Source organism: Streptomyces humicola, from assembly GCF_024436035.1.
GTDB classification, from domain to species: domain Bacteria; phylum Actinomycetota; class Actinomycetes; order Streptomycetales; family Streptomycetaceae; genus Streptantibioticus_B; species Streptantibioticus_B humicola.
Map to the genome: position 1 here is coordinate 139,758 of NZ_JANFNG010000013.1, position 24,069 is coordinate 163,826.

General features: G+C 65.7%; 12 protein-coding genes. 6 read left to right on the forward strand and 6 right to left on the reverse strand.

Annotated features, from left to right (window positions below; genetic code table 11):
* The first annotated feature begins 5 nt into the window (after positions 1 to 5).
* Entirely contained in the window at positions 6 to 926 is a 921-nt protein-coding gene (locus NGB36_RS18305) for an SNIPE associated domain-containing protein (RefSeq protein ID WP_255921389.1), read from the forward strand.
* A 116-nt stretch (positions 927 to 1,042) separates the two neighbouring features.
* Here NGB36_RS18305 and NGB36_RS18310 read toward each other — a convergent pair whose 3' ends face one another.
* Both NGB36_RS18310 and NGB36_RS18315 read right to left on the reverse strand, forming a co-directional pair.
* Positions 1,043 to 2,269, reverse strand: coding sequence for an IS110 family RNA-guided transposase (locus tag NGB36_RS18310; RefSeq protein WP_255921403.1), 1,227 nt, complete (start codon positions 2,267 to 2,269; stop codon positions 1,043 to 1,045).
* Positions 2,270 to 2,597: 328 nt separating this feature from the next.
* Entirely contained in the window at positions 2,598 to 3,932 is a 1,335-nt protein-coding gene (locus NGB36_RS18315; RefSeq protein WP_308288873.1) for an ADP-ribosylglycohydrolase family protein, read from the reverse strand.
* Positions 3,933 to 4,111: 179 nt separating this feature from the next.
* Here NGB36_RS18315 and NGB36_RS18320 point away from each other — a divergent pair, with 179 nt between their 5' ends.
* Positions 4,112 to 4,780 (forward strand): hypothetical protein, encoded by a 669-nt coding sequence (locus NGB36_RS18320; RefSeq protein WP_308288874.1) that lies wholly within the window; start codon positions 4,112 to 4,114, stop codon positions 4,778 to 4,780.
* Entirely contained in the window at positions 4,777 to 6,081 is a 1,305-nt protein-coding gene (locus NGB36_RS18325) for a nucleotidyl transferase AbiEii/AbiGii toxin family protein (RefSeq protein ID WP_255921390.1), read from the forward strand. Before NGB36_RS18320 ends, NGB36_RS18325 begins: the two co-directional genes overlap by 4 nt.
* Positions 6,082 to 6,327: 246 nt before the next feature.
* Here NGB36_RS18325 and NGB36_RS18330 read toward each other — a convergent pair whose 3' ends face one another.
* The 4 genes from NGB36_RS18330 to NGB36_RS18345 all read right to left on the reverse strand — a co-directional run bounded on the left by NGB36_RS18330 (position 6,328) and on the right by NGB36_RS18345 (position 15,790).
* A complete protein-coding gene (locus NGB36_RS18330) occupies positions 6,328 to 7,278 on the reverse strand; it encodes a tetratricopeptide repeat protein (RefSeq protein ID WP_255921391.1) in 951 nt (316 codons plus the stop codon).
* On the reverse strand, positions 7,279 to 8,505 hold the full coding sequence (locus tag NGB36_RS18335; protein ID WP_255921392.1) for an NB-ARC domain-containing protein: 1,227 nt from the start codon (positions 8,503 to 8,505) through the stop codon (positions 7,279 to 7,281).
* Between the two features lie 599 nt (positions 8,506 to 9,104).
* Positions 9,105 to 9,509, reverse strand: a complete 405-nt coding sequence (locus NGB36_RS18340; protein ID WP_308288876.1) for a DUF742 domain-containing protein — start codon at positions 9,507 to 9,509, stop codon at positions 9,105 to 9,107.
* A gap of 1,355 nt (positions 9,510 to 10,864) precedes the next feature.
* Entirely contained in the window at positions 10,865 to 15,790 is a 4,926-nt protein-coding gene (locus tag NGB36_RS18345; RefSeq protein ID WP_255921394.1) for a LamG-like jellyroll fold domain-containing protein, read from the reverse strand.
* An 857-nt stretch (positions 15,791 to 16,647) separates the two neighbouring features.
* Between NGB36_RS18345 and NGB36_RS33180 the strand changes: the two genes are divergently transcribed.
* The 3 genes from NGB36_RS33180 to NGB36_RS18365 form a co-directional block, all read left to right on the forward strand.
* Complete coding sequence (locus NGB36_RS33180) at positions 16,648 to 22,707, forward strand: RHS repeat domain-containing protein (protein WP_308288877.1); 6,060 nt, start codon at positions 16,648 to 16,650, stop codon at positions 22,705 to 22,707.
* Positions 22,708 to 22,776: 69 nt separating this feature from the next.
* Positions 22,777 to 23,277 (forward strand): hypothetical protein, encoded by a 501-nt coding sequence (locus tag NGB36_RS18360; protein ID WP_255921395.1) that lies wholly within the window; start codon positions 22,777 to 22,779, stop codon positions 23,275 to 23,277.
* Between the two features lie 481 nt (positions 23,278 to 23,758).
* On the forward strand, positions 23,759 to 24,069 hold a 311-nt coding region (locus tag NGB36_RS18365; protein WP_505016745.1), incomplete at its 3' end, for a transposase.

Sequence of the window (24,069 nt, forward strand, 5' to 3'; positions counted from 1 at the left end):
TCAAGGTGCAGGCCCGCAACGGGGATGCCGTGCACTCGATCACGAACTGGCAGGTCAACGGTTCGGCGACGGAGGGCCGCAAGATGGTCCGGGATTTCTCCAAGTTGATGCTGCGTGCGTATAACGCCGAGGCCGATTACGCGGTCCGATCGATGCGGCCCCACCGGCTGGCCTCGCTGGTGGACCGGCTGGACAAGTCCCGGGCGACGGTGGCTCGGCTCGGAGCCACCATGCAGATCCGCATCAGCGAGTCCTATCACCGGCTACGGGTACGCGAACTGGAGCTCACCGCTGATTACCTGGCCAAGCAGGAAGAGGAGAAGGAACGCCGACGCGAGCTGCGCGAGCGCCAGCGCGAGGAAGAAAAGCTGCAACGCGAGATCGAGCGCGAACGTGCCCGTCTGGCCAAGGAGCAGGCCCATTACCGCAGCGCACTGCAGCGGTTGCGCGCCGCGTCTGAAGGCGGGGCGGTCGATGAGGCCGAGGTGGCGCAATTGGAACAGCAGCTTGCCGAGCTGGAGGCGGCGATGGCAGCGGTCGACGCACGCGAAGCCAACATCCGCGCGGGCTACGTATACGTCATCTCCAACATCGGCGCCTTCGGCGAAAGCATCGTCAAGATCGGCTTGACACGTCGACTCGAGCCCATGGACCGGGTCAATGAGCTGGGCGACGCCTCAGTGCCGTTCCGCTTCGATGTCCATGCCCTGATCTTCTCCGAAGACGCGGTAGGCCTGGAGCGCACCTTGCACCAGGAGTTCGACGACCGACGGGTGAACCGGGTCAATCTGCGTCGGGAGTTCTTCTACGTCCGACCCGCCGAGGTCCGCGAGGCGCTCCAGCGCTTCGCCGGCCAGCACCTGCTGCAGTTCCGCGAGGAAGCCGAGGCACCCGAGTGGCGCGCATCCGGCGGACGCTCGCAATAAAGCTACACGCGCTCAGGCCTCGCGGGTGCCCGAGATGATGTGCATGTTCACAACGAGGCACCGCCCGTTCAGCGTTCCGGAGCGGCGTGGGGTCAGACGTCCCATGACGTTGGGTGTCAAGCTGCGGCGAGGTTGGCGTGGTGTGCCCACGCAGTGGCCTCGCTGTAGAGGGTGCGGGTCTTGAGGCATCCGTGGAGGATGCCGACGAGTCGGTTGCCCAGCTGCCGCAGGGCAGGGTTGTAGTCCAAGTCGCGGGCGCGCTGCTTGTCGTAGTAGCGGCGGGCTCCGTGCGAGTTCTGTAGTGCGCAGAACGCCTGTCGTTGGAGGGCGTCGGCGAGCCGGTTGTTGCGGACGAAGCGGGCCTGGACGGTGTGGCTCTTGCCGGAGGCCCGGGTGATGGGGCTGGTGCCGGCGTAGTTCTTGCGGGCTTTCGCGGACGCGTAGCGGGTGGGGTCGTCGCCGAACTCGGCCAGCACCCGGGCGCCGGTGATCTCGCCGATGCCGGGCATCGACAGGTAGATCTCAGCGTCCGGGTGCGCCAGAAAATGGGCCTTCACCTGCCCTTGCAGAGCGTCTATCTGCTCGTTCAGAGCGATCAGTAGCCGGGCGTGTGCGGTTGCGGCGGCCGCGTAGGCGTCGGCGACCGGGGCCGCGACGTCGAGCTGGTGGTCGCGCAGCGCGGTCTGGATGGCGGCGGCTTTCTGGTCTCGGTTGCGGCGCCGGTGCCGGGCAAGGACCACGGTGATCTGCTGCTTTGTCAGCTTCGCTGCCCGCTCGGGCGTGGGTGCCTTGACCAGCAGTTCCATGGCATCCGTGCTGGTCAACTCCAGTCCCGCGTAGGCGGTGAGCGCGCCGGGGAAGTACTCGCGCAGCATGCTGCGCAACCGCTGAAAGGTACGGGTGCGCTCCCAGATCAGCGTCTGGTGGGCGCGGGCGACGACCTTGACGGCCTGGGCCTGCTCGCTGTCACCGGCGATCGGCCGCAGCTGGGCGCGGTCGATGCGGACCATGTCGGCCAGCGCGTGCGCGTCGCCCTTGTCGCTCTTCGCGCCGGAGGAGCCGTACCGTTCCTTGAACCGGGCGGCCTGCCTCGGGTTGACGGCGTAGACCTGGTAGCCGGCCGCGAGCAGGGCCTGTACCCATGGGCCACGGTCGGTCTCGATCCCGACCACTACCTGTTCCGGTTCCAGGTCCTCACCGCCGTGCCGGGCGATGAGGGCATGCAGCTTCGCGACGCCTTCGACGCCCTCCGGCAGCCGGGCGGCCCCGAGCCTGCGGCCCGAGTCGTCCTGGACCTCGACATCATGGTGATCTTCGGCCCAGTCGTCGCCGACGAACAGCACCCGCTTCTCCAACCTCTCGACATGGCAGCGTTCGCGTGGCCTGCGGAAGACACAGCTCGCGCCCTAATGGATCCAGTGCTCACGCCGATCAGCCCGGCGGGCACGCCATCCCATCAGCAGTCCGGCCTCCCGGCCGACCAGCAGGGGCACGGTCTGACCTCAGAGCTCGGACGGCTCCGGAGGCGATAGTGCTCACCTGCTGGCGGCCACTCACCGAGTCTCACTCACGACCCGATGAGTCCCATTAGGAGGCTGCGGCATCGCTGGGATCCAACTGCCGTGCGCCTGAGCAGCGTGATCGTGTATGGAGTGCTGGTGATCCAAGGAATCAGGCCTCGAAGCTGAGGCGTTGGTGGCGTTCACGCAGATCCGTCCGCTCGCCCTTTGCGAAGTACTGGTCCAGGAGGATGTGCAGGAAGAGGCTTTCGGCTTCGTTGGTGCCGCGCTGGTATGTGCCGCGATCGGACTCCACCCATGCTCCTGTCGGTCGCCAGCCGTGTGCCGTCTGCTCGACCGCGACCTCGAAAATGCAGTGGCCGGTCCAACTGCGGTGCCAGAACATGCGGTCGCCGTCGAGGTAGACGTTCCACTTCTCCTCCATGGCCTGGGATGCGATGCCGAGTCGGATGCGCTGCCACTGGCCGGGCGTCCATGTCAGCTGAGGCACGGGGATCGCCTTGGGGTGCTTGATCGGCTGCGTCTTCCCGATGTTGTGACGGTTCAGGTCGTTGCCGGGCCGGTCTGCCTCCAGCCATTTGGGCAGCGATTCTGTCGCCTCCAGCCATCTGTGGGGGATGCCGTGCCTGCCCAGCCGGGCGGCGAGGATCCCGCCGACGATCGCGCAGGTGGTATCGACATCGCCACCCGCGGAGGCGGTCGCCCACAAGGCGGCTTCGAAGTCGTCCAGGTGCCGGGCCGCGCACCACAAGGTGAACGGCACCGTGTCCATGGCGCTGACCTGGCGCCCGTTGCCCAGGCGGTGTGCGGCCAGCTGCACATGCGGGTGGTCGAGCAGGGCCTGAGCTTCGGCCACTCCTTCGCGCACCGTGCTCGCTGGTGTCAACTCCAGTACAGATGAGAGAAGGTCTTGTGGTGTGAGGTGCTGCCCGCGGCTGCGCGCGGCATGGGCTGCCGCTACTGCGACGGCGACAGCTCCCGCCACCGCCTCCGGGTGGGCGTGTGTGACCTCGGCCGAGCGTGCCGCTTGCCAGGCGGCCTCGCGCGGGTCCACGGCGAACCACGCGCCCAGCGGGGCGACGCGCATGGCCGCTCCGTTTCCCCAGGAGCCTTGTCCGTCGAAGAGCCCGGCGGCGAGCTTCCCCCACGAGCCTCCTTCGCGCACGAGCCGTAGCAGCCGGTTCATCGCCGCACCGTAGCCGCGGTCGAAGTCGTGCCGATGGGCGAAGGAGTGAGCCAGCTCCCACTGGTCGACCGTGCCGCGCGAGCGCAGCACAGCGAATATCGAGCAGGCCATCTCGGTGTCATCGGTCCATGGCCAGGGTGCGGGGGGCAGTTGCCGTTTCGCAAGGGCGGGCAGGTTTTCGGGCACGAAGTGCTGGGCGCCGAAGGCGTCACCAACCGCTAGGCCGAGCACGCTATCGCGCGCGGCCGTGCGGTGGTCGAAGGGAAAAGGATCGAGCGCGGGTTCGGATTGGTCGGTCATCATCGGGCATCATGCCAATGCCCGAGGAGGAAGAGCCAGGGCCGTGGGAGCGTCCGCTATCCCAGGCCAGGCGGCCGGGCGGGACGGGTCCAGTATCTGCTGCTTCGGGTACTTGGCGGTGGATGTGCTGGCATGCTGGCCTTGTGCGCCGCCGTGCGATCGATTGAGATGATCAGCACATGATGACGGCGGCGACCATACCCGTACCCGGCGGCCGGGGTGGCGAGGAGTACGAGACGCATGTGACCGTTCGCTGCGAGGGCGACGAGGTGGCCCGGCTGCAGAGGTGGGCCGAGACGGCTGGGCTGAAGCTGACCCGGATCGTACTCGCGCGTGGCAGGATGATCTCCCAGCCGATGCTGACGCTGCGTGCCGAGGGCGGGCTCGCCGCCCAGCATGCCGCCGCTGAGGTGTTGATGGCGCGGCTGCGGGTCGCGGGGTTCGAGCCGGTGCGAGTGAAGATCGAGACCACGCCGTGGTCGCCGCAAGCGCCGCAGGACGACGCGTCAGTACGTGGCCAGGCTCCGGATCGGTACTTCGAGCACCACGTCAAACTGTTGCTGGACGCGGGCTTCGACCGCCAAGCTCTTACCGCTGTCGCCGTGGCGCACGGGGCACATCTTTCCTGGAACGCGCGCCGAATACGTTTGGAGGGGCGGCAAGAGCGCTTTGTCACCCAGCGATGCCACGGCGTCGGAGCTCGCACAGCGGGACGGCATCTGGAACTGCTGCTGACGGACCTGCGCTCCAGTGGCTGGGAGATCCCCGCCGTCGAGAGGGAGTTCGTGCTCTACGACAATGCCCCGGACGTGGATGCCGGATGGATCGAGAAGGGGGACGAAAGATGAGCGAGTCGTGGGAGCGCTTCTCGCACTACAGCGAGTACCTGCCGCAGCTGCCATTGGAGGAGAACCAGCGCGAACGCCTCGGCTTTCCGGCGACACTGCGCCCGATCAGTGACCCGGAGGCAGTCCAACCTGGCGTATTCGACCCTTCGTTGAAGCAGCACCAGCGGGCGTTCCGAGCAGCCGACCCCCGCTACGACGACCCTGACAAGCAGACGGCATGGCGTGTGGCCCGGCGCAATGCGCTGGATGTCGTCATCGCTGCGGTCGCCGCATCGCCGTGGGCCGATTCACTGGTGCTGCGCGGCAGCGTGCTCCTTGCAGGCTGGTGTGGACCGGTCGCGCGCGAGCCGGGCGACCTCGACTTCATCGTTGTCCCGGCCTCGTGGAAACTTGACGACCCGCGCACCAAGTCGATGTTCGAACAGCTCACTTCTGCTGTACATGAGCGGACGTGTGCGCAAGGAGCGAGTGGGCTACGATTCGTGCCCGAGGAGGCGGCCAGCGACGAGATCTGGACCTATGACCGGGTTCCCGGCCGCCGTCTGATCCTGCCCTGGAGGACCGACCACGTGGCGGGCGGGGTCGTCCAGCTCGACCTCGTCTTCAACGAGCATCTACCGGTGCCGCCAGAACCCACGCGCATTCCCACCCGTGACGGCCGCGACGCCGCACACTTGCTGGCAGTAACCCCCGAGCTGTCACTGGCCTGGAAACTTCAGTGGCTGGTCACCGACATGTGGCCGCAGGGCAAGGACCTGTATGACGCAGCGCTGCTGGCCGAGCGCTATCTGCTGCGCTACAGCATGCTGCGCGACGTACTGAGCCAAGTGGACCCCTACCACTGCGTGCACCCCCTCCACACACACCACCTCCTGGAGCTGGACCTGGAGGCCGAGTGGGGGGAGTTCCTCCGCGAGTACCCCCACATCACCGGCAGTTACCGGGACTATCAGCAGCGGCTCGTGACCGCCCTGGCTCCCACCTTCGCTGCGGCGGGCGTCCCCGAGAACGGCCGGGACACCTACGCCCTGCTGGCGAGCTGGCTTTCACCCAGCACCGAGAAGTACCGCCCCACTCTCACCACGGCAGCTGGAGCTCTTGAAACCGTGTTGGCCAGGATGGCCGAAGATGGCATTCCGCTACGCGGTGCCATTATCATCACCCGAGAATTGCTCGGCCCAGACACCCATGGTCTGGACGACGCCCGCGACAGGATCCTCAACTCTGCTGCCTTCGCACAACACCCCACGTGGGCGAGGCAGAACATGAGCGAGCTGGACCAATACCTGGAATCCTTGTGACCAAGAGCCCGTTGGTGGTTTTGCGTGTGTTCGCCGGCGAGTTAATGTTCCGATTAAGGCGAAGCTGGACGAGTTGGTATACGGCTATTGGTCCGCACGACTCCGGATGAAACCGGCTACCCTTGGCCGTGCGTCGAGCGCGGCACGTCCGCGGCGATCAGGTGTGCCGCAGGGCTCGTGTGTCTCGGCGGCCGTGTCAGTGGGAGCCCTGGGCCGCGCCATGTACTTCATCGAGCGTCGGCGGGTCTACTGTTCGTCCGCTATGAGAAGGGCCAGCTCCTTGGTTTCGGCTGCCTGGATGCGCTGCGCGATCTCGAGGCCGCGTCGGAAGTGAGCCTGCGCGGCCGCCTGGTCGCCGTTCTTGAGTTGTGCCTTGCCCAACAGGAGGAGCGTCCTGGTTTCGGCGAGCAGGTGTCCTTCCGATCGGTGAATGTCGAAAGCCTCGGTGGCGAGGCGTGCCGCGCCCTGGATGTCTCCGGCAGACAGCAGGACTTCGGTGATGGAGGTCAGGGCGCGCTCTTCATAGCCCCGCGGGGCGCCGTCTTGCAGCTTGAGCCAGACCCTGTTCGCCTCTTCGGTTGCGTCCTGGTGTTGTCCGAGGTGGCTCAGTGCTACGGCGAGGCCGCACATTGCATCGATCTCTCCCCGGATGTCGGCTAATTGACGCGAGATTTCGAGGGCGGTCTGGTGGTGGGCCAGTGCCTCAGGGCATTGTCCGATGAGGCACTCGATCGATCCCAGAGTTGTCAAGGCGGTGGAGACTCGAGCCCCGACGTCGAAGCGGTGGGCCAAGTCGACCGATGTGGCTGCGAAGCGGTGAGCTGTGGGCAGGTCGCCCATGTCGCGGTGGACTGCCGCCAGGTCGAGCACGGGGATGACGTGATAGCGGATGGGCTCCGGGTGCAGCTTGAGTGAACGCTGAAAGAGAGAGGCGGCGTCCGGCAGGCTCCCGGTTTTGTGTATGGCGTCCCCCAGGCCTACGAGTGACTGCGATTGACCGTTGAGGTCATCGATCTCCTCGTAGAGCTTCAGGGCGTGTCGGAAGTCCTTGGCGGATCCTCTGAGGTCTCCTCGACAGTTGGCTGCTATCGCGAGTGAGCTGTACATTGCCGCGACGCCGATGAGATCGCCGTGCTTTTCTGCTAGTTGGAGTGCCGTGCGTGCACTATCCACCCAATCCACATCGCTGCGCAGCATTTAGAAGTGTCCGCGAAGGGCGTCGACAAGGTGCCATGCCATGTTTGGGTGTCCGGCGTCTGCTGCCCGGTGGACGGCGGCGATCAGGTTTGCTCGCTCCTGCTCCAGCCAGGCTGCCGCTTCGGCGCTGGCTCGCAGATGGGTGGGGGAAGCGAGGGTCGGGCAGCCTTTTCGCTCATGGTGAGATACGGACGGCGTGATCAGTCCCGTAGCTGCATCGGCCGTCTGCAGGTACCAGGCGTAGAGACGTCCGGTGGCGGCGGTTTGGTCGTGATCGTTCTCGATTTCGTCGACGAGTCGGCGCGCGAAGAGGGACAGCAGATCGTGCCGCCGATACCGATGGAGGCGATATTCCTCCAGAAGGTGGGCTCTCGTTAAACGGGTGAGGCTTCGAGAGGCGGCGCGGGGGGTGACGTCAGCCAGGACAGCAGCGGCGTCCCTTGAGACAGTTGGTCCTGGGACCAGGGCCAACAGCCGGAACATGCGCAGCGCATCTTCGGGCAGTGTCCGGTACGACAGCTCCATGGCCGCCGCGACGGCTGTTTCCGGATCTCCATGGACTTGCAGTTCGTCCAGTAGGTCGGAATCGCGTAGATCGCAGACGTGTTCCGCGATCGTCCTGTCGGGATGAGCGCTCAGCTGTGCGGCGACGATGCGCAGGGCCAGCGGCAGGCCGGCGCACAGGTCGGCCAAGGCCTGTGCGGCGTCTGGCTCCGCGTCGATCCGTGAAGCTCCAAGGACGGTGCGCAGTAGATGGACGGATTCGCTGGGATCCATTTCTGTCAGGGCTATGCGATGGGCGCCTTCCCGGACCACCAGGCTGTCCAGGCTGTCCCGGCTGGTGATCACGGCCTGATTTTGGGGAGTGCCCGGCAACAGGGGACGAACCTGGTTCACATCAGAGGCGTTGTCGAGCAGGACGAGAATGCGGCGCTGCGAAAGAAGCGACCGATACAGGCCTATTTGGACCTGCTCGTCGACCGGGACGCTACCGCTAGGCACCCCCAAGGACTGCAGCAACAACGCCAACGCCTGCGTAGTGCTCAGGGCAGGATCCAGTGAGTGACCACGGAGGTTGATATAGAGCTGACCGTCCGGGTAGGCACCCGCGGCGCGATGAGCCCAGTGCACCGCGAGCGAAGTCTTACCAACGCCGGCAGTACCGCTGACGATTGCGATCGGAGCCTCGGCTGGCTTCGTGCACCCGACAGCGGCGTCGAGGGCCATGAGGTGACCTCGTCTGCCGGTGAACCCGTGTACGTCCGGCGGAAGCTGACGTGGGATCGCAACTCCACCACGCGGCTCTGTGCTCGTACTACGCGATGGGAGCGCCTCATGAACGTGGCCTGAGGTGAGCGCTGTTTGCTGTTCCCTGACCTGTCGAAGTCTTCTCCAGGCATCCTCCCACTCCTTCAAACCTTCGGCCTGCACACCGCAAGCGCGTGCTAGAGACCGGATGAGTTCGAGGGACGGCAGAGAGCATCGACCGAGCTTCAGCGCATCGCTGAGTGTACTTGTGGGAATGCCGGTCCGCCGCCGCAGCTCAAGAAGGGAAGGGTCACCAGCCCAGACCTTCAGCGTCCTCAGTTCCCGGACATAGTCTGCAGCCGAGCATGCGCGGGAGGGAGTCGGCCGACTCGGTGCTTCGCCCGGGTGGTCCTGCATTGACCCAATCAACCTTCCACAACCTCAACCCTGCCGCGACATGGTATCGGCTCGGCGAAGGTCATGTCCCAGTGCCAGCTGGCGAGATGGGGGGAATGATTGCGCACCGCAGAGCAGCGAAGAAAGGCGGGTCGGTGACGACGGTAGGGATCACGGCGAGGTCAGTCCCTCGGGCCTTCAGAGTCGAGGAGGTCGAACAAGAGACGAATGAGGGCGGCTTCGATCGGGCGCTGGCTGAAGATGAGGGGTGGACGGATGAACGTGACGATCCCCGAGTCCGCCAAGTCGCAGACCAGCACCGCCGCGACACCGAGGGGGATGCCAAGTGTGGTTGCGATCTCGGTGATGCCACGTGGGGTTCGGCACAACTCCACGATATCCAACAACTCGGGCACTAGCCCCGTATTGGGCGGCTGACCACCCACGGTGTGGATCAAGGTCCCCGAGGGGAGCGGCAGCCTGGGCTGGGTACGTCCTCGAGTCAGCGCGTAGGGGCGCACCAGGGTGACTTCGTCGCTCTCAGGAGCTGCGGTGTGAAGTCCGTCACGGATAGTTGGCATGGGCATCCTCGCTTTCGGATGGGGCGCAGTGGTGCCCGCAGCCCCGGCGGCAAACGAGCGCTAATAAGTGCATCCGGGGCACATGCATGCCGGATAGACGCCCGGACGCATCCGGCTGAACCCGGACGGCCACCCGCCCCTCCGGGATCGAAGAGCCAGGGTGGGGGACCAGCGGGCTGGGCGATGGGGCGCCCGTATCTCTCCGTGCTGTGGGCACTTGACTGCGTCGGTGTATAGCGCCCAAGAGGGGCTTGACGGCGGCTCAGAGCTGCGGAAGTATCAAATTGGAGCACAAGGGGAGAATTGCCGCCCGGCTGGGGGTCAAGGGGTCGCAGGTTCAAATCCTGTCGTCCCGACCAGCGTTTTCGCAGGTCGAAGGCCGTTTCCGCGGGTAGCGGGAGCGGCCTTTGTCGGTTCTGGGATGGGAGCCGGGTGGGAGCGAACTGGGAGCCCTCGTGCTCCCACTCGCAGACGCGTCAACCCGGTCCGATTTATCCGTCACCCGATCCGGTCGACCTTGGGCGCCGTATGCGGTGGTACTGCGCCGTAGGGCGCCGTCGTCAACCGGTCGGCGCTGGGGGCACCCGATCGGGATGGATGCTCAGTGCATCGAGAGGCCAAAGGAGCCCTTGATGGTTTTGACGGTGGGAGCGGCGATCGACGCCTCCCATGCGACACCCCTGTCCCTGCCGGACGTGATCGCCATCACCGTGGGCCGAGGACAGTAGCCGCAGGTCACGCGCGAAGTCGGCCGTGCAGAAAGGCTGGTGATCTTCCTCTTTGCCATGTCAATGGCGGGCAAAACCCCTTGACTGGTGGCCGCAGACGGGGCACTCCCACGACGGGAGCTCCGTAGAGTGCCGTATTGATCCGTTGGGGTCCGTTGCTGACGCCGCTGGAGCCCCAATAGGAGGGGACAGTGGGGTCCACGTGCACGGCAGCTGCCCGCGGTTGGGGATCTCGACGGAGGTGGGGCTCGGCCTTGCTCTGGGCTCGGCTGCAACGGTGAATCCCCGGGAGACCCGGACTGTGGGTATGTGAGACGGAGACCATACCTCCGTCGCTCGGAAGCCAAAGCCATGGTCCCAGGAGTCTGTCAAATCGGATCAAGCCCACTCGATGAAGAAGATCGCGGAGCGGGCGGCTGGCCTGCTCGCCCACACCTGGTGGCGATCGGCTCCCAGCTCGCGCCCGTAACGCCGCAAGGGCAGCAGGTATGCCTCGTGGCTTGTCCGAAGTCTGGCGCCTGTAGCACGAGCGGCTCAAAGCGTCTCCAAGCCGATCCGGGGATGGATCACGCGCGGCTGGTGGGTGGTGGGCGGGCCGGTCTGGGGGTCCGGCTTGCCCACCACCGGTCTGGGTTATTGGATTTGCTGGTAGAGGGCGGAGATTTGTCCGCCGGTGAGGGCGTAGTTCCAGGTTTGGACGTTGTTGATCTGGCCGGGGAAGTAGTCGCTGTCGGTGCCGTTGGTCTTGTCGCGGCCGAGGGTGAACGGGCCGGTGGAGTTCCAGGAGGTGACGCCGGTGATTACGGCGGCGAGTTGGCCGTTGACGTAGAGGCCGGCTTCCTTCCATGGTGCGACGTAGACGCCGACGAGGTGGGTCCAGCCGGTGGTGGCTCCGGTTGCGGTGGCTTGGTGGACGGTGGCGCCGGTGGCGTCGCTGTCGGAGAGGCCGAAGGTCCAGGAGGAGTTGGTGCAGGTGAGGTAGAAGGGGCTGTTTACGTTGCCGTCCTGGCTGGCGATCGTGGCGGTTGCGGTGGGCAGGGAGGAGAGGTTGACCCAGGCGGAGATGGTGTAGCTGCCGGCGGTGTTGAGGGCGGGACCGCTGCCGGCGGCGTAGCCGGTGCTGCCGTCGAAGGTCAGTGTCTGGCCGCGGGTGTTGTCGGTGGTCCAGGTGGTGGTGCCGTTCAAGGCGAGTGGGTCCGCGCCGACGGTGGCGTCGCCGGAGGTGGACAGGGCTTGGTCGGCGACTGCGCTGTCCTGCGCGGTGAAGCCGCCGCCGTCGTTGAGTGGCCAGCTGTCGTGGGGTGGGAGGATGGTGTTGGCCTCGGCGGCGTAGCCGGTGGTGGTGAGGTTGACGTGGTCTCCGTTGTCGGCCGGTGCGTCGAGCTCGTTCAGCGTGTTGTTGTTGGGGTCGGGTACCGACAGCGCGGTGGCGGTGTCGGCGAAGAAGACCTTGGGGCCGCTGGGGGCGAACGGGTTGCCCAGGTTGTCGCCGCGCAGGAAGTTGTTGACGGCGATGCGGTTGGCATCGACGGGGGGATTGGCGGAGGTGGAGGTGTTGCAGGGGTCGTTGGGTTTTCCGCCGCCGCCCGCGTAGTTGTCGCATGGTGTGAGCGATGCGTAGGTGGAGGTGAGGCCCCAGCCATTGAGCTGTGAGTTGAGCGCGGTGTAGCCGTTGGCGTCCAGGTCGGTGGCCTGGCGGCCGTAGAGGAGGTCTTCGAGTCCTTCGGCGATGATGACGTTGCTCATCCCTGGTTGGTCGAGGATGTCGCGGTCGATGCGGGAGAGCGCGGAGGGTCCTCCGATCAGGGCGCCGACGCTGTTGGTCTCCCCGTAGTCGGTCATGAGCTGGTTCGACGAGATGCCTTCGGCGATCGTGCCGAATGAGTTCGGTGCGGTGATCTCGTCGTCCAAGAGGTAGTCCGTCAGGCGGGCTTGGCTGAGGTTGGCTTTGGCGTTCGGCTGCTGGGAGTCGGTGAGCTGGTCTCCGAGAACCGCCTGGGTAGGCGTTCCTGAGGTGGCGACGTCGAGGTCGGTGACCAGGTCGGTGAACCAGCCCTGGTAGGTGCCGGTGCCGGTGAAGGGGGTGCCGGTGGTATCGGTGGTCTTGTCGCCGGCACCGACGGCGGTCAGCCACTGATAGGCGTCGTTGGCAGCGGAGTGCTGGACGAGGTAGGCCGCGGAGTTGGACAGCTGGTAGGAGACCAGCAGGTCTTGGCCGGCGTTGATGGTGAAACTGAGTGGGTCGCTGTAGACCATGCCGCCTTCGGGGATGGTCACCGACTGGCTGCCGGAGAAGGTGAGGGTGGTCGGGGTCGCTGCGGCCGCGGGGGTGGCGTTGCCGTTGGAGTCGGTGGAGTCGACGGCGATGGTGGCGTGCCCGATCGACAGTGCGCTGGTGCCCAGGGCGTTGTCGAGCTTGATCCGCACGGTGTTGCCGGAGACGGTCGGGGCCATGGCGATGCGGAAGGTCTGGTTGTTGAAGTTGCTGCCCTGGAAGTTGTAGCTGCCTTCGTTGGGGTTGGCCCAGCCGCCGGTCCACGACTGGCCGCTGGGGGCGGCAACGGTGGTGCCGTTGGCTTCGGCGGTGCCGGTGGTGGTGTTGCGGGTGGCCATGGAGAAGATGTGCAGTGCCTCGGTGCTGCCTTGGAACTGGTTGGTCTGGTTGGAGACGTCGGGCAGGGTGACGGATTTGATGGTCTTGGTCGGGTCGATTGGCACGGCGAAGGGGTAGATCTTCGGCTGGGTGGCGCTGTTGGTGACCTGGCCCGACGGCTTGTTCCAGTGCGGTAGCTGCACGCCGGCCAGGGAGTAGGGGCCGGTGATCCAGTCGGGGACGGTCAGGGAGTACTGGGCGGTGGTGTTGTCGGTGTAGGTGATGGTTCCGGTGGCCGCGCATGCGGTGGCCGGGTCGGTGCCGTTGAAGCACCAGCTGCCGGAGATCGGGGTGTTCTGCGGCACGTAGGGGGCGGTGTCGTCGTTCGAGAGGGCCCCGGGGTCGGTGAAGGCGACGTTGGTGGAGGTGGCCAGGAACATCAGCGCGTTGCCGGAGCCGCTGAAGGTGACCTGCTGGTTGGCGGCGAGGACGTTGTCTTTCTGCCCGGAGCCGTAGGCGGGCAGGGTGAAGGTGGCGCCGTCGATGGTGACCTTGCCGCCGCTGTTCCAGCCGGCGTTGGTCAGGTCGGTCGCGGAGAAGCTGGAGTAGCCGTCCGCCGCGCCGAGTGACATGTTCGAGTCGGGGCTGATGGCGGTGTTGTCCATGCACGCCTGCAGGCTGCCGCACGGCGTGGTGGCGTCTCCGGTGGCTGTGAAGTCGTAGCCGGGGTCACCGGAGATGTCGCCGGCGGCGTCGACGGCGTAGACCCACAGAGTGTGGGGGCCGGGTGAGGGCGGTGTCACCGTGATCGTCGCCGCGTTGTTGGTGGCGGTGACGACCTCGTTGGCCGGCGGGTTGGTGGTGGGTGGTGCGACGTCGAGGTTGTAGACGAACTTCGTGGCGGTGGCCCCGCCGGTGACGGACAGGTCGAACTTGCCCGGCGTGTTCGCTGCCGCGCCGGGGCCGCCGCCGTTGTCCGTGTTGGGGTATTGGTTGTTCTCCGAGGCGATGGTCGGCGCGTCCGGGGCGGTGGGCTCGGCGGTGAAGTGGCAGGTCGGCGACTGGGAGTAGGAGGTGGAGTCCTCACCGTCGGTGATTTTGGCCTGCCAGTCCACGACCTGGCCGTTACTCAGCCCGGAGGTGAAGGACGAGGGCAGGCTGTAGGTCGCGTACGAGCCGCTGTTCAGGTTGTCTCCGCTGACGCCGGAGTTCTTGGTGGTGGAGCCGTCGATCCAGTACTGGAAGGTGGCCTGCAGCTTGTCGCCGTCCGGGTCCGCCACCCGCGCCTTGAGCACCGGCGGGGTGCTGGCGATGGTCTTGCCCATGTACGGGTACGGCGAGCCGGTGGCGCAAGCGGCGTCATCAGCACCGGAGACCGCCGACATCGTCGACGCGGTCGGAGCGGAGGGAATGATGTTGTATTCGACCTGTAGGGCCGGGTTGTTGGAGAAGCGGGAGAAGCCGTTGATGTCGCCGCGTGATTCGGCGGAGTCCTCGCTGAGTGTTGCGGCGAACGAGGTGCCGTGGCTGGAGGCCATGTCGGCGATGGGGGAGGTGACGTTGAGACCCTCGCTGACCGACCCGTTGTTCGGGCAGTAGGTGGGGTTGTAAGCGCGAGGAAAGTTCGCGGAGGTGGAGTAGCTCAGATAGCCGGGCCGGTTGTTCCAGTCGGTGCTCGAACCGATGCCCCCGGACCAGTGCAGGTTGACCGTGTAGGAGCCGGCTCCGCACGCGGCGGAGTAGATCTCGTCCGCTTCCACGGTGGCGCTGCTGATGTGGGCGCCCCAGATCGTGGAGGACAGGTGCCATTGGTAGATCGCGTGCTCGATGCCGGGGTCGCATGCGCCGACTTGCCAGCCGTTGTCACCGACACCGAGATAGCCGTTGTCGGCGTTGGAGCCGGTCTGGTCGTAGAAGGACACCGTCGGGCAGCCCTGCTTGACCTCGTCGAACGAGGGAGCTGCCGGGTCGTAGGGGTGCCAGTTGAAGGTCGGGTCGATGTAGACCGGGAAGACCGTCGAGCGGGCGGTGAGCATCCGCGGATCCGGTGTCAGAGACAGCGAGGCGCCCAAGACCTTCGGGCGGACGACGGCCATCCGGGCGGCCAGCCCGGGGTGACTGGCATCCGAGGGGTCGGCGGCAGCCTTGACCGTGCTGCCCCCGCCAGCTGTTGCTGTGCGGTGCGCAGGCAGGGTCGTGTTGGAGTCCCACATCAACGGGGTCGGCGCGTCCATCAGCTGGTGCCCGTGCCCATCGAAGACGGCCAGGCTGCTGCCGGTCGTGGCGGCCAGTCGGCCCCCGGTGACCGTGGTGCCCAGGGCGAGGGTGGCCAGCTTTGGATTCTTGGCGGCCGCGGCGGACTTGACCACGAGCGTGTCGGTGAAGCCGCCGCTTGGGGTGGCCGCAACGACCAGGTCCACTGACGGAAGAACCGAAGGGTAGGTCGCGGTCGCGTCGTGGATGACCGGGGTGGGAAGACTACCCGGCCAGGACAGTGTCACGTTGGTGGTGCCGAAGTGGGTGGTGACCAGAGGCGTATTGCCGCCGCCAGAGAAGGCGACCGTGCCGTAGGCGGTCGCATCCGGAGACCACGTGCCGTCAGCGTTCCGCTGCAGCGTCATGTTCACCGGTAGCCAGCGGCCGTGCTGCTCGGTTCGGACCGGCTCGGCGTTCGACGTCAGCTGATAGCCGCCCTTCGGGCCGGCCATGACCTGCTCATCAGGCGTGGTGAGCGAGCTCACCACCACCGGGCTTCCGGTCTTGACAGCCTGCGCAGAGGCCGCCTGCATCGCCGCCTGCTGCGTGGGGGACGCACCGTATCCACTCGGCAACGTGGTCAGGTTCGACGGCCCGGTAGGGGTGGCCGGGGCAGGAGCCTCCTGGCCGGAGGAGTAGTTGGATTGCGCGCCCGAGCCGATGTGCAGACCGGGCGAATTCGGCAGACCGGGCGTGGCCTGACTGCCCAAGGCTGCGTTCGTTGGTGCGGGGATGCGGGGGTCGTCCGCGTGCGCCGGGGCAAGCCCCATACCGGCGGTGGCAAATACGACCGCTATAGCGACGGCAGTTCTGGCACGTCTACGGGAAATCGCATGTCGAGGCATCAAGCCGTACTCCCCTCCCACGAGCCGGTGGTTCCGGCCGGAGGCACGGTATGAGCCCGAAAGCCCGTCACGCCAGACCTTTCGTGAACGAAGTGGAGCCACTCGACCATCTTGTGACCATTCTGCGACGTTCTTGACTATTCAACAGTTAGTAAAGATCTCCTGAGGGTCGGTCATGTGGCACGTGCACTTGCTAGCGTCCGCTCGGCTCTTGTGGCCAACACCGAGTTACGAGGGGCGGGGTGGCTATGACTTCCGGGGACAGCCGCGGCGGCACATCTGGCAGACCCATCTGGATGACTGGGGCGGGACTATGGCGACGCCGCACCGTCGTTCGCGCACTGACGGCCCTTACCACGTGCGCCGCTCTGATCTCGGGCGCACTTCAGGCCGCACCGGCCGCGGCCGCGAGCCCCCACCACGCACCACCTTTGCAGCAGGACAAGCCGGTCCCGGTCACGCCCGTGACCTCGCACTACCACGCCCCCAAGGCGATGCCGGTCTATCACCCGCCGAAGGTCTCCTGGCCCACCGGCTCGGCAACAGTCACGCTCGCCTCCACCGCACCATCGCCGACCAAGTCATCCACCGGAGCAACGAGAACGGATGCACAGACGCGCGCTGGATCCCTGCCCATATGGATCGGCCGTGCCCCTCAAAACGGCGTGACCCGCGCAAACGCCCCCACCGCGCCCGCCCTGATTGCCCCCGTAGGTGCGAAGGTGCAACTTCTGTCGCGTGCCAAGGCCACGCAAGCGGGCGTCAACGGCGTGCTCCTGACCGTCGGCCGCAAGGACTCCAGCAGCAGCGAGAGCAGGGTCGGCATCGCCCTCGACTATCGAACCTTCGCCGGCGCCTTCGGCGCGGACTGGCCCTCCCGCCTCCGCCTCGTCCAACTGCCGGCCTGCGCGCTCACCACCCCGAACCTGCCGCGCTGCCGTACCCAGACCCCCATCGCGTCGGCCAACGACGTCAAGACCAGCCAACTCCGCGGTGACATCACGCTCGGCAGTGATGTTGCCCCCTCCGCCACCACGTCGTCCGCCGCGATGCAGACAGCTCCCATGGTCCTCGCGGCCAGTTCTTCAGCCGGGGGCGGCGGCGGAGACTTCACCGCCACCTCACTCAAACCGTCAGATTCCTGGCAGGCAGGCGGCAGCTCGGATTCCTTCACTTGGTCCTACCCGATCAATGTGCCCAACGTCCCCGGCGGACTCCAGCCGAAGGTCTCCCTCGACTACAACTCGCAATCCCAGGACGGGCTGACCTCCTCGACCAACAACCAAGCCTCCCCTATAGGCGACGGTTTCGAATACAGCCCCGGCTTCATCGAGCGGTCGTACCAGTCCTGCCACCAGAATCCATCGGGTTCGACCCAGACCTGGGACAACTGCTGGTCGAACAACAACACCCTCACCTTGTCCCTCAACGGGACGGCCACAACCCTGATCAAGGACGACTCCACGGGCACCTGGCACCCGCAGAACGACTCCAACGAGCGCGTGCAGTACGAGATGGGCGCATCCAACGGGGCGCAGAACGGCGAGTACTGGGTGGTCACCACGCCGGACGGCACCCAGTACTACTTCGGCGAGAACCAGCTCCCCGGCTACGCCAGCGGCGATACAACCACGAACTCCGTGTGGACCGAACCGGTGTACGCCACCGCCTCCGGGGAGCCGTGCTACAACTCCACCTTCGCCAACTCGTGGTGCCAGCAGGCATACCGGTGGAACCTCGACTACGTCGTCGACCCCCACCAGGATGCGATCTCGTACTTCTACAACACCGAGACCAACTCCTACGCCCGCGATCTGGGCACCACCGCGAACACCTCCTACATCCGCGGCGGCTACCTCCACCAGATCAAGTACGGCCAGCGAGCCGGCCAGGTGTACTCCACCTCGCCCGCCGCGCAGGTGACCTTCAACGTCAACGGCCGCTGCGACACCTCAGCCACCGGCTGCGACACCTCGACCCTGTCGTCCTCCACCGCCTCGAACTGGCCGGACGTCCCCTACGACCTGAATTGCACCAACGGATCCTCCTGTTCGGTCAACTCCCCGACGTTCTGGTCCGAGTACGAGCTGACCGGCGTCCAGACCCAGGCCCTCGTCGGTACCACGGAGACCAACGTCGACTCCTGGAGTTTCAACCACTCCTTCCCTGCGACCGGGGACGCCACCACTCCCTCGCTGTGGCTCTCCTCGATCACCCGCACCGGGCAGGACACCAGCGCCGGCGGCTCCTCCTCTTCGATATCCGTGCCGTCCATCACACTCACCGGCACGCCGCTGTCGAACCGTGTGAACACCACCGACGGATATCCGCCGATCACCCGCCAGCGCCTGAACACCATCACCACCGAGACCGACGCAACCATCAACGTCGCCTACTCCTCCGCCGCCTGCGGCTCCGGCACGCCTGCGGATGCGAGCCAGAACACCCAGCTGTGCTACCCCGCCTATTGGACGCCGACGGGTCAGACGTCGCCGATCGAGGACTGGTTCAACAAGTACATCGTCACCGGCGTCACCCAGCAGGACCCGACCGGCGGCGGCGTCAATGACACCATCACCACGCACTACTACCCGATCGGCAATCCCGCCTGGCACTACGATGACAACCCGCTCACCCCCTCCAATGAGCGCACCTGGAACGACTGGCGCGGCTACCAGGGCATGAAGGTCGCCACCGGCACCGCCCCTGATCAGGTCACCGAGACCGATTACACCTACTTCCGGGGCATGGACGGCGACACCCTCCCGAACAGCGGCACGCGGTCGGTGTCAATCAGCGACTCCCGCGGCGATCCCGCCGTCACCGACTCGAACCAGTTCGAGGGGCTGACATACGAGAAGATCGTCTACAACGGCTGGAACAGCGGAAACGTCGTCACCGACACCATCACCGACCCCTGGACCTCGACGGCCACTGCCACTCATGCCGTCTCCGGCCTGCCGAACGAACAGGCATTCTTCACGGGCACCGCCAAGCAGCGTGTCTACACTCCGCTCGCTTCCGGCAGCACCCGCGAGACGGAGACCGACTACACCCACGACAACTACGGCCGGGTCACCCAGACCAACGAACTGGGGGACGTCTCCACCAGCTCCGACGACCTGTGCACCACCACCACCTACGCGGACAACACCACCGCCTGGATCCTGGATGCGGCCGACGAGACGCAGACGGTGTCGGTGAACTGCTCCACCACCCCATCGCTGCCGCAGGACGCGGTCTCCGACACCCGCACCTTCTACGACGGCTCCACCACCTTCGGCACCGCCCCCACCATCGGCGACGCCACCATGGCGCAGAAGGCCACCTCGTACAGCGGCTCCACCCCCACTTACACCACGCAGTCCACCACCACCGTGGACGAGTACGGGCGCACCCTGACCTCGAAGGACGCCGACAACCGCACGACCACTACCGCCTACACCCCCACCACCGGCGCCGAACCCACCTCCGTCAAGGTCACCGACCCCAAGACCTACGCCACCACCACGACCTACGACTCGCTACGCGACCTGGCCCTGCAGACCACCGACCCCGCCAGCTATGTGACCAAGGAGCAGTACGACGCGCTCGGCCGCCTGACCGCCGTGTTCAAGCCCGGCATCACCAACGCCAGCCTGACGTACTCCTACACGCTCTCAAACAATCCCCCGGCCAACACTGCGCCGGCGATGGTCACCACCAACACCCTCAACAACGACGGGTCGACCTACCGGGTCAGCGAGGTCCTCTACGACTCTCTGCTGCGCCCGCGGGAGACGCAAGCGTCGACCGAGGACGGCGGCCGGACGATCACCGACACCGTCTACAACACCGACGGCTGGGTCGCCAAGACCACCGACCCGTACTACACCACCGGTACCCCGAACAGCACGCTGGTCCAGGCGCAGGACGGCCAGATCCCCTCCGAGACCGGCTACAGCTACGACGGCGACGGCCGCAAAACAGCCGCCATCGCCTACGCCCTCGCCAACCAGACCTGGCAGACCACCTACACCTACGGCGGCAACTTCACCACCACCGTCCCGCCCACCGGCGGCACCGCCCAAACGGTGATCACGGATGCCCGCGGCAACACGACCGACCTGTACCAATACCACTCCGGCGTCCCCGCCGACCCGGTGGGTGACCCGGCCTCGGACTACTCCGACACCCACTACACCTACTACCCCAACGGGAAGCAGGCCACAGAGACCGACGCCGCCGGCAACTCCTGGTCCTGGCAGTACGACCTGCTCGGCAACACCACCTCCGCCACCGACCCGGACACCGGCACCACGACCAACACCTACGACAACGCCAGCCAGCTGATCACCACCACCGACGCCCGGGGCAAGCAGACCACCTACAGCTACGACCCGGACGGGCGCAAGACCGCCGCGTACGACACAACCGGCAACGCCAGCCCGTCCAGCAGCAACGTGATCGGCTCCTGGACCTACGACACGCTCGAAAAGGGCTACCCGACCGCGTCGACCTCCTACCAGATGGGCACCACCAGCCCCTCGGTCACGCAGACCATCCTGGGCTACACCGGCATGGCCAAAGTCGCCGCCACGCGCGAGACCCTCGCGAATCTGCCCTCTAACGAGAGCTCACTGCAGCCCTCCGGCGGCTACTCCAAGTCCTATACCTACAACGTCGCCGGCAATGAGAGCTCTCAAAGCGACTCGGCCGACGGCGGCCTGCCCGGCGAGACCATCAACTACGGCTACGACAACTACAGTCAGCCCATCAGCACCGGCAGCGACCAAGGCAGTGCCGCATGGGGCTACGTCAACGCCGTCGGCTACGACCACTACGGCAAGCCCGTCCAATACACGATGGGCCCCTCGACCACACCGGTCTACCTCAACCTCAGCTACGACCCGCAGACCAACGCCCTGACCGACGCCCAGACAACCGTCGGCACTGGCAGCACCATCGTCGACGACACCAAATACAACTACTCCGACACCCAACGCAACATCTCCGCGGGTGCCGGGCTGGTCACCTCCACCACCGACAACCAAAACGGCGGCACCACCACCGACACCCAGTGCTTCACCTACGACTACGCCACCCGCCTGAACGCCGCGTGGACTGCCACCGACAACTGCACCGCGACCCCGACGCCTGGCAGTAGCAGCAGCGTCGGCGGACCGAACCCGTACTGGCAGAGCTGGACCTACGACGCCGCGGGAGACCGAGCCAGCCAGACCGACCACGACACCACCGGTAACACCGCCAACGACACCAGCACCACCTACAACTACCCTGCCGCAGGATCCTCCACCGACCAGCCCCACACCCTCACCAACACCACCGCCACCGGCCCCAACGCCAGCAACCAAACCGCCAGCTACACCTACGACGCCTCCGGCAACACCACCTCCATTAGCGGAGGCGCCGACGGCAACCAGACGCTCACCTGGAATGACCAGGGCAAACTCGCCACCGACACCACCAGCAGCGGCTCCACCAACTACCTCTACGACACCGACGGAAACCTCGTCCTACGCACCGACCCCGGCCAGGCCACCGTCTACCTCAGCGACGAACAGATCGTCGACACCACCAGCGGCAGCACCCAGACCCTGTCCGGCACCCGCTACTACACCACCGGCGGCATAACCACCGCCGAACGCTCCAGTACCGGCGACGTCCAGTACCTCATCCCCGACCGGCAAGACACCGACACCCTCGCCATCGACTACCAAACCCTCAACCTCACCCGCCGCCAATACACACCCTTCGGCGACACCCGCGGCACCGCCCCTACCACATGGCCCGGCGACAAGGGCTACGTCGGCGGCACCCCCGACCCCACCACCAGCCTCGAAAACCTCGGCGCCCGCGAATACGACCCCACCACCGGACGCTTCCTCTCACCCGACCCCCTCCTCGAAACCAACGACCCCACCCAACTCGCCGGCTACGACTACGCCGGCAACAACCCCACCACCGGCAGCGACCCCTCCGGCCAACGCTCCGAATGCGGCCAAAACGGCGACAGCCCCTGCGGAAACACCGGCAACCCGGCAACCGGAGGCGGCACCGGCGCATCCTACCCAGGCTCGTGCACCGAATACCTCGAGAGCTACGGCATATGCACACCGCCACCGGCTCCCGTAACGGAACCCGTCACGCACACCGGCGGCGGCATGCCGAGCACCTGCAATCGGGCGTGCCTAGAGAATGCCAACTCTGCTGCCCAAGAGGCTGCGGCTGCAGCTGCAGAAGGGGAAGCTCTGCAGCGCCACAATTCCATCGACACGGCATTCAAATTCTTGACCACCTGGGATAATTGGAAGAACATAATCATCCCGGCCGGTGCCTTCGCCGCATGTCTCTTCGTCTCGGCCGGCGCATGCATTGTGGTGGGAGTTGTGGCGTCAACAGTCCAGTATGGTGGCGACTGGGTAAAGACAGGGAAATTTGATACAGGGGGCTACCTCCAATCTCTTGGCTGGACCGTTGGAGGCGGACTCGCCGCAGGAGGCGTTGCCCGGGCAATGGGTATGGATGGGATCGGCGCAGCGGACTGGAATGAAGCCTTTCGGGGCAACGCTGCGACTCGCGCCGAAGTGGAAGTTCCGCTCTACAGAACCAAGATGGGCTATGACACCGGCGTTGGCGGAGGACGAAAAGGCTGGGCAACCCAGACGGTAAGGGTCGTTGACCCCGGGCGGACTGCCTTGAATATCGGGGTGAATGCGCAGCTTTCCTGGCTATTCTGTGGGGCCGGTAACGCAAGCGCCCTTAACGGCCGGGGGTGCTAAACTGCGATGATGCAGCAAAAAGGTGTCGCGGGTCGCGATGAGCGAGTGATTCAACGGCGGTCATGGTCCATGGCGACCTGGGTCGGTATCGTGACAATATGGACTATTTATCCATTCGGGGTGAAAACATCCATTAGTCACGAAAATTATCATGATGTATGGATTGTGGCCTGTGTGTTCTGCGGCGTGACCGCACTTCTCCGGAGAATCGGCACATGCAAGATCGTGCTGTTGGCGAACTCTCTACGCGTGGACAATCCGATAAGCTCTCAAGAGGTCGCTTACGCCTCCGTCAAGAGTGTCGGGCTAAGCTCAACCGGCGGCCTCTCGATGTCGACTGTTCACGGTGATACAATCAGAGTCTTCGCCTTCGGCGGATCGCTTGTTGACAAACACTATGGAACATCTGATCAGGCTGCCAGCGATGTGGGTAGTCGGTTGCCTAAATCCCCGCTGCCACCCGAAAAGGCCGCTCCCGCCCAGAAACATTTGATACGGCGGTGCTGGTCGTCAGATATTTTCCTGGCTGCGGCCATCCTTGCTGGCGTTGTGGCGGCTTTCATTCGATAAAGCCGCCACTTTAGCTAAAGGGGATTACCCTTGGCTATCCTAAGATAATTTTTCCGTGAGTCGCCCTTTCTGTGAGATTTCTATGTGAGACTGCCGTCGGGAAGCCCGATCGCCCCCGTAGCGCTTCAAAATGGCTTGGCTGCGAGCTGGAGTTTCGCTGGTGGTCAGCTTGCTCGGTGGTCTTCGTTGATGAGGCCTGTGACAGCCTGTCGGCGTTCGATCCGGGCTGTCGGTAGCGGTATGACGTTGGGGTCGTCGAACGGCGCGAGCTGGTTTCGGCCTTGGTGGGGCCGGTGGCTGTTGAAGTGACGTGCGTAGTCGTGAAGGAGTTTCTCCGCGTGACCTCTGTCGAAGATCAGTAGCCGGTTGGTGCACTGCGGGACTCTGTCGCTCGATTCTTGAGAACCTCTGACGCGCAGGTTCTCGGCGTGGGATGGTTTTGGTGATCGGCCTGTTCGCGGGGAAGTGAGGAGGATCGGCGGTGTCGCTGCGTCCTGTCCCCGCTCCCGAGATCCCCGAGACCACCGTGCGGGTGGCCAAGGCGGCTTTCCTCAAGGGCTGTCTGGCGATGCGGGTCCGTGACGAGTTGGGGGTGCTGTTTCAGGACGCGGACTTCGTGGCAGCGTTCCCCGCGCGGGGTGGGGCGGGGTTGTCGCCGGGGATGCTGGCAGTGGTGTCGGTGATGCAGTTCGCCGAGCGGCTGACGGACCGCCAGGCAGCCGACGCGGTCCGCGGCAGGATCGACTGGAAGTACGCCCTGGTGCGCCACGAGGCGCCGCTATTCCGGGCGGG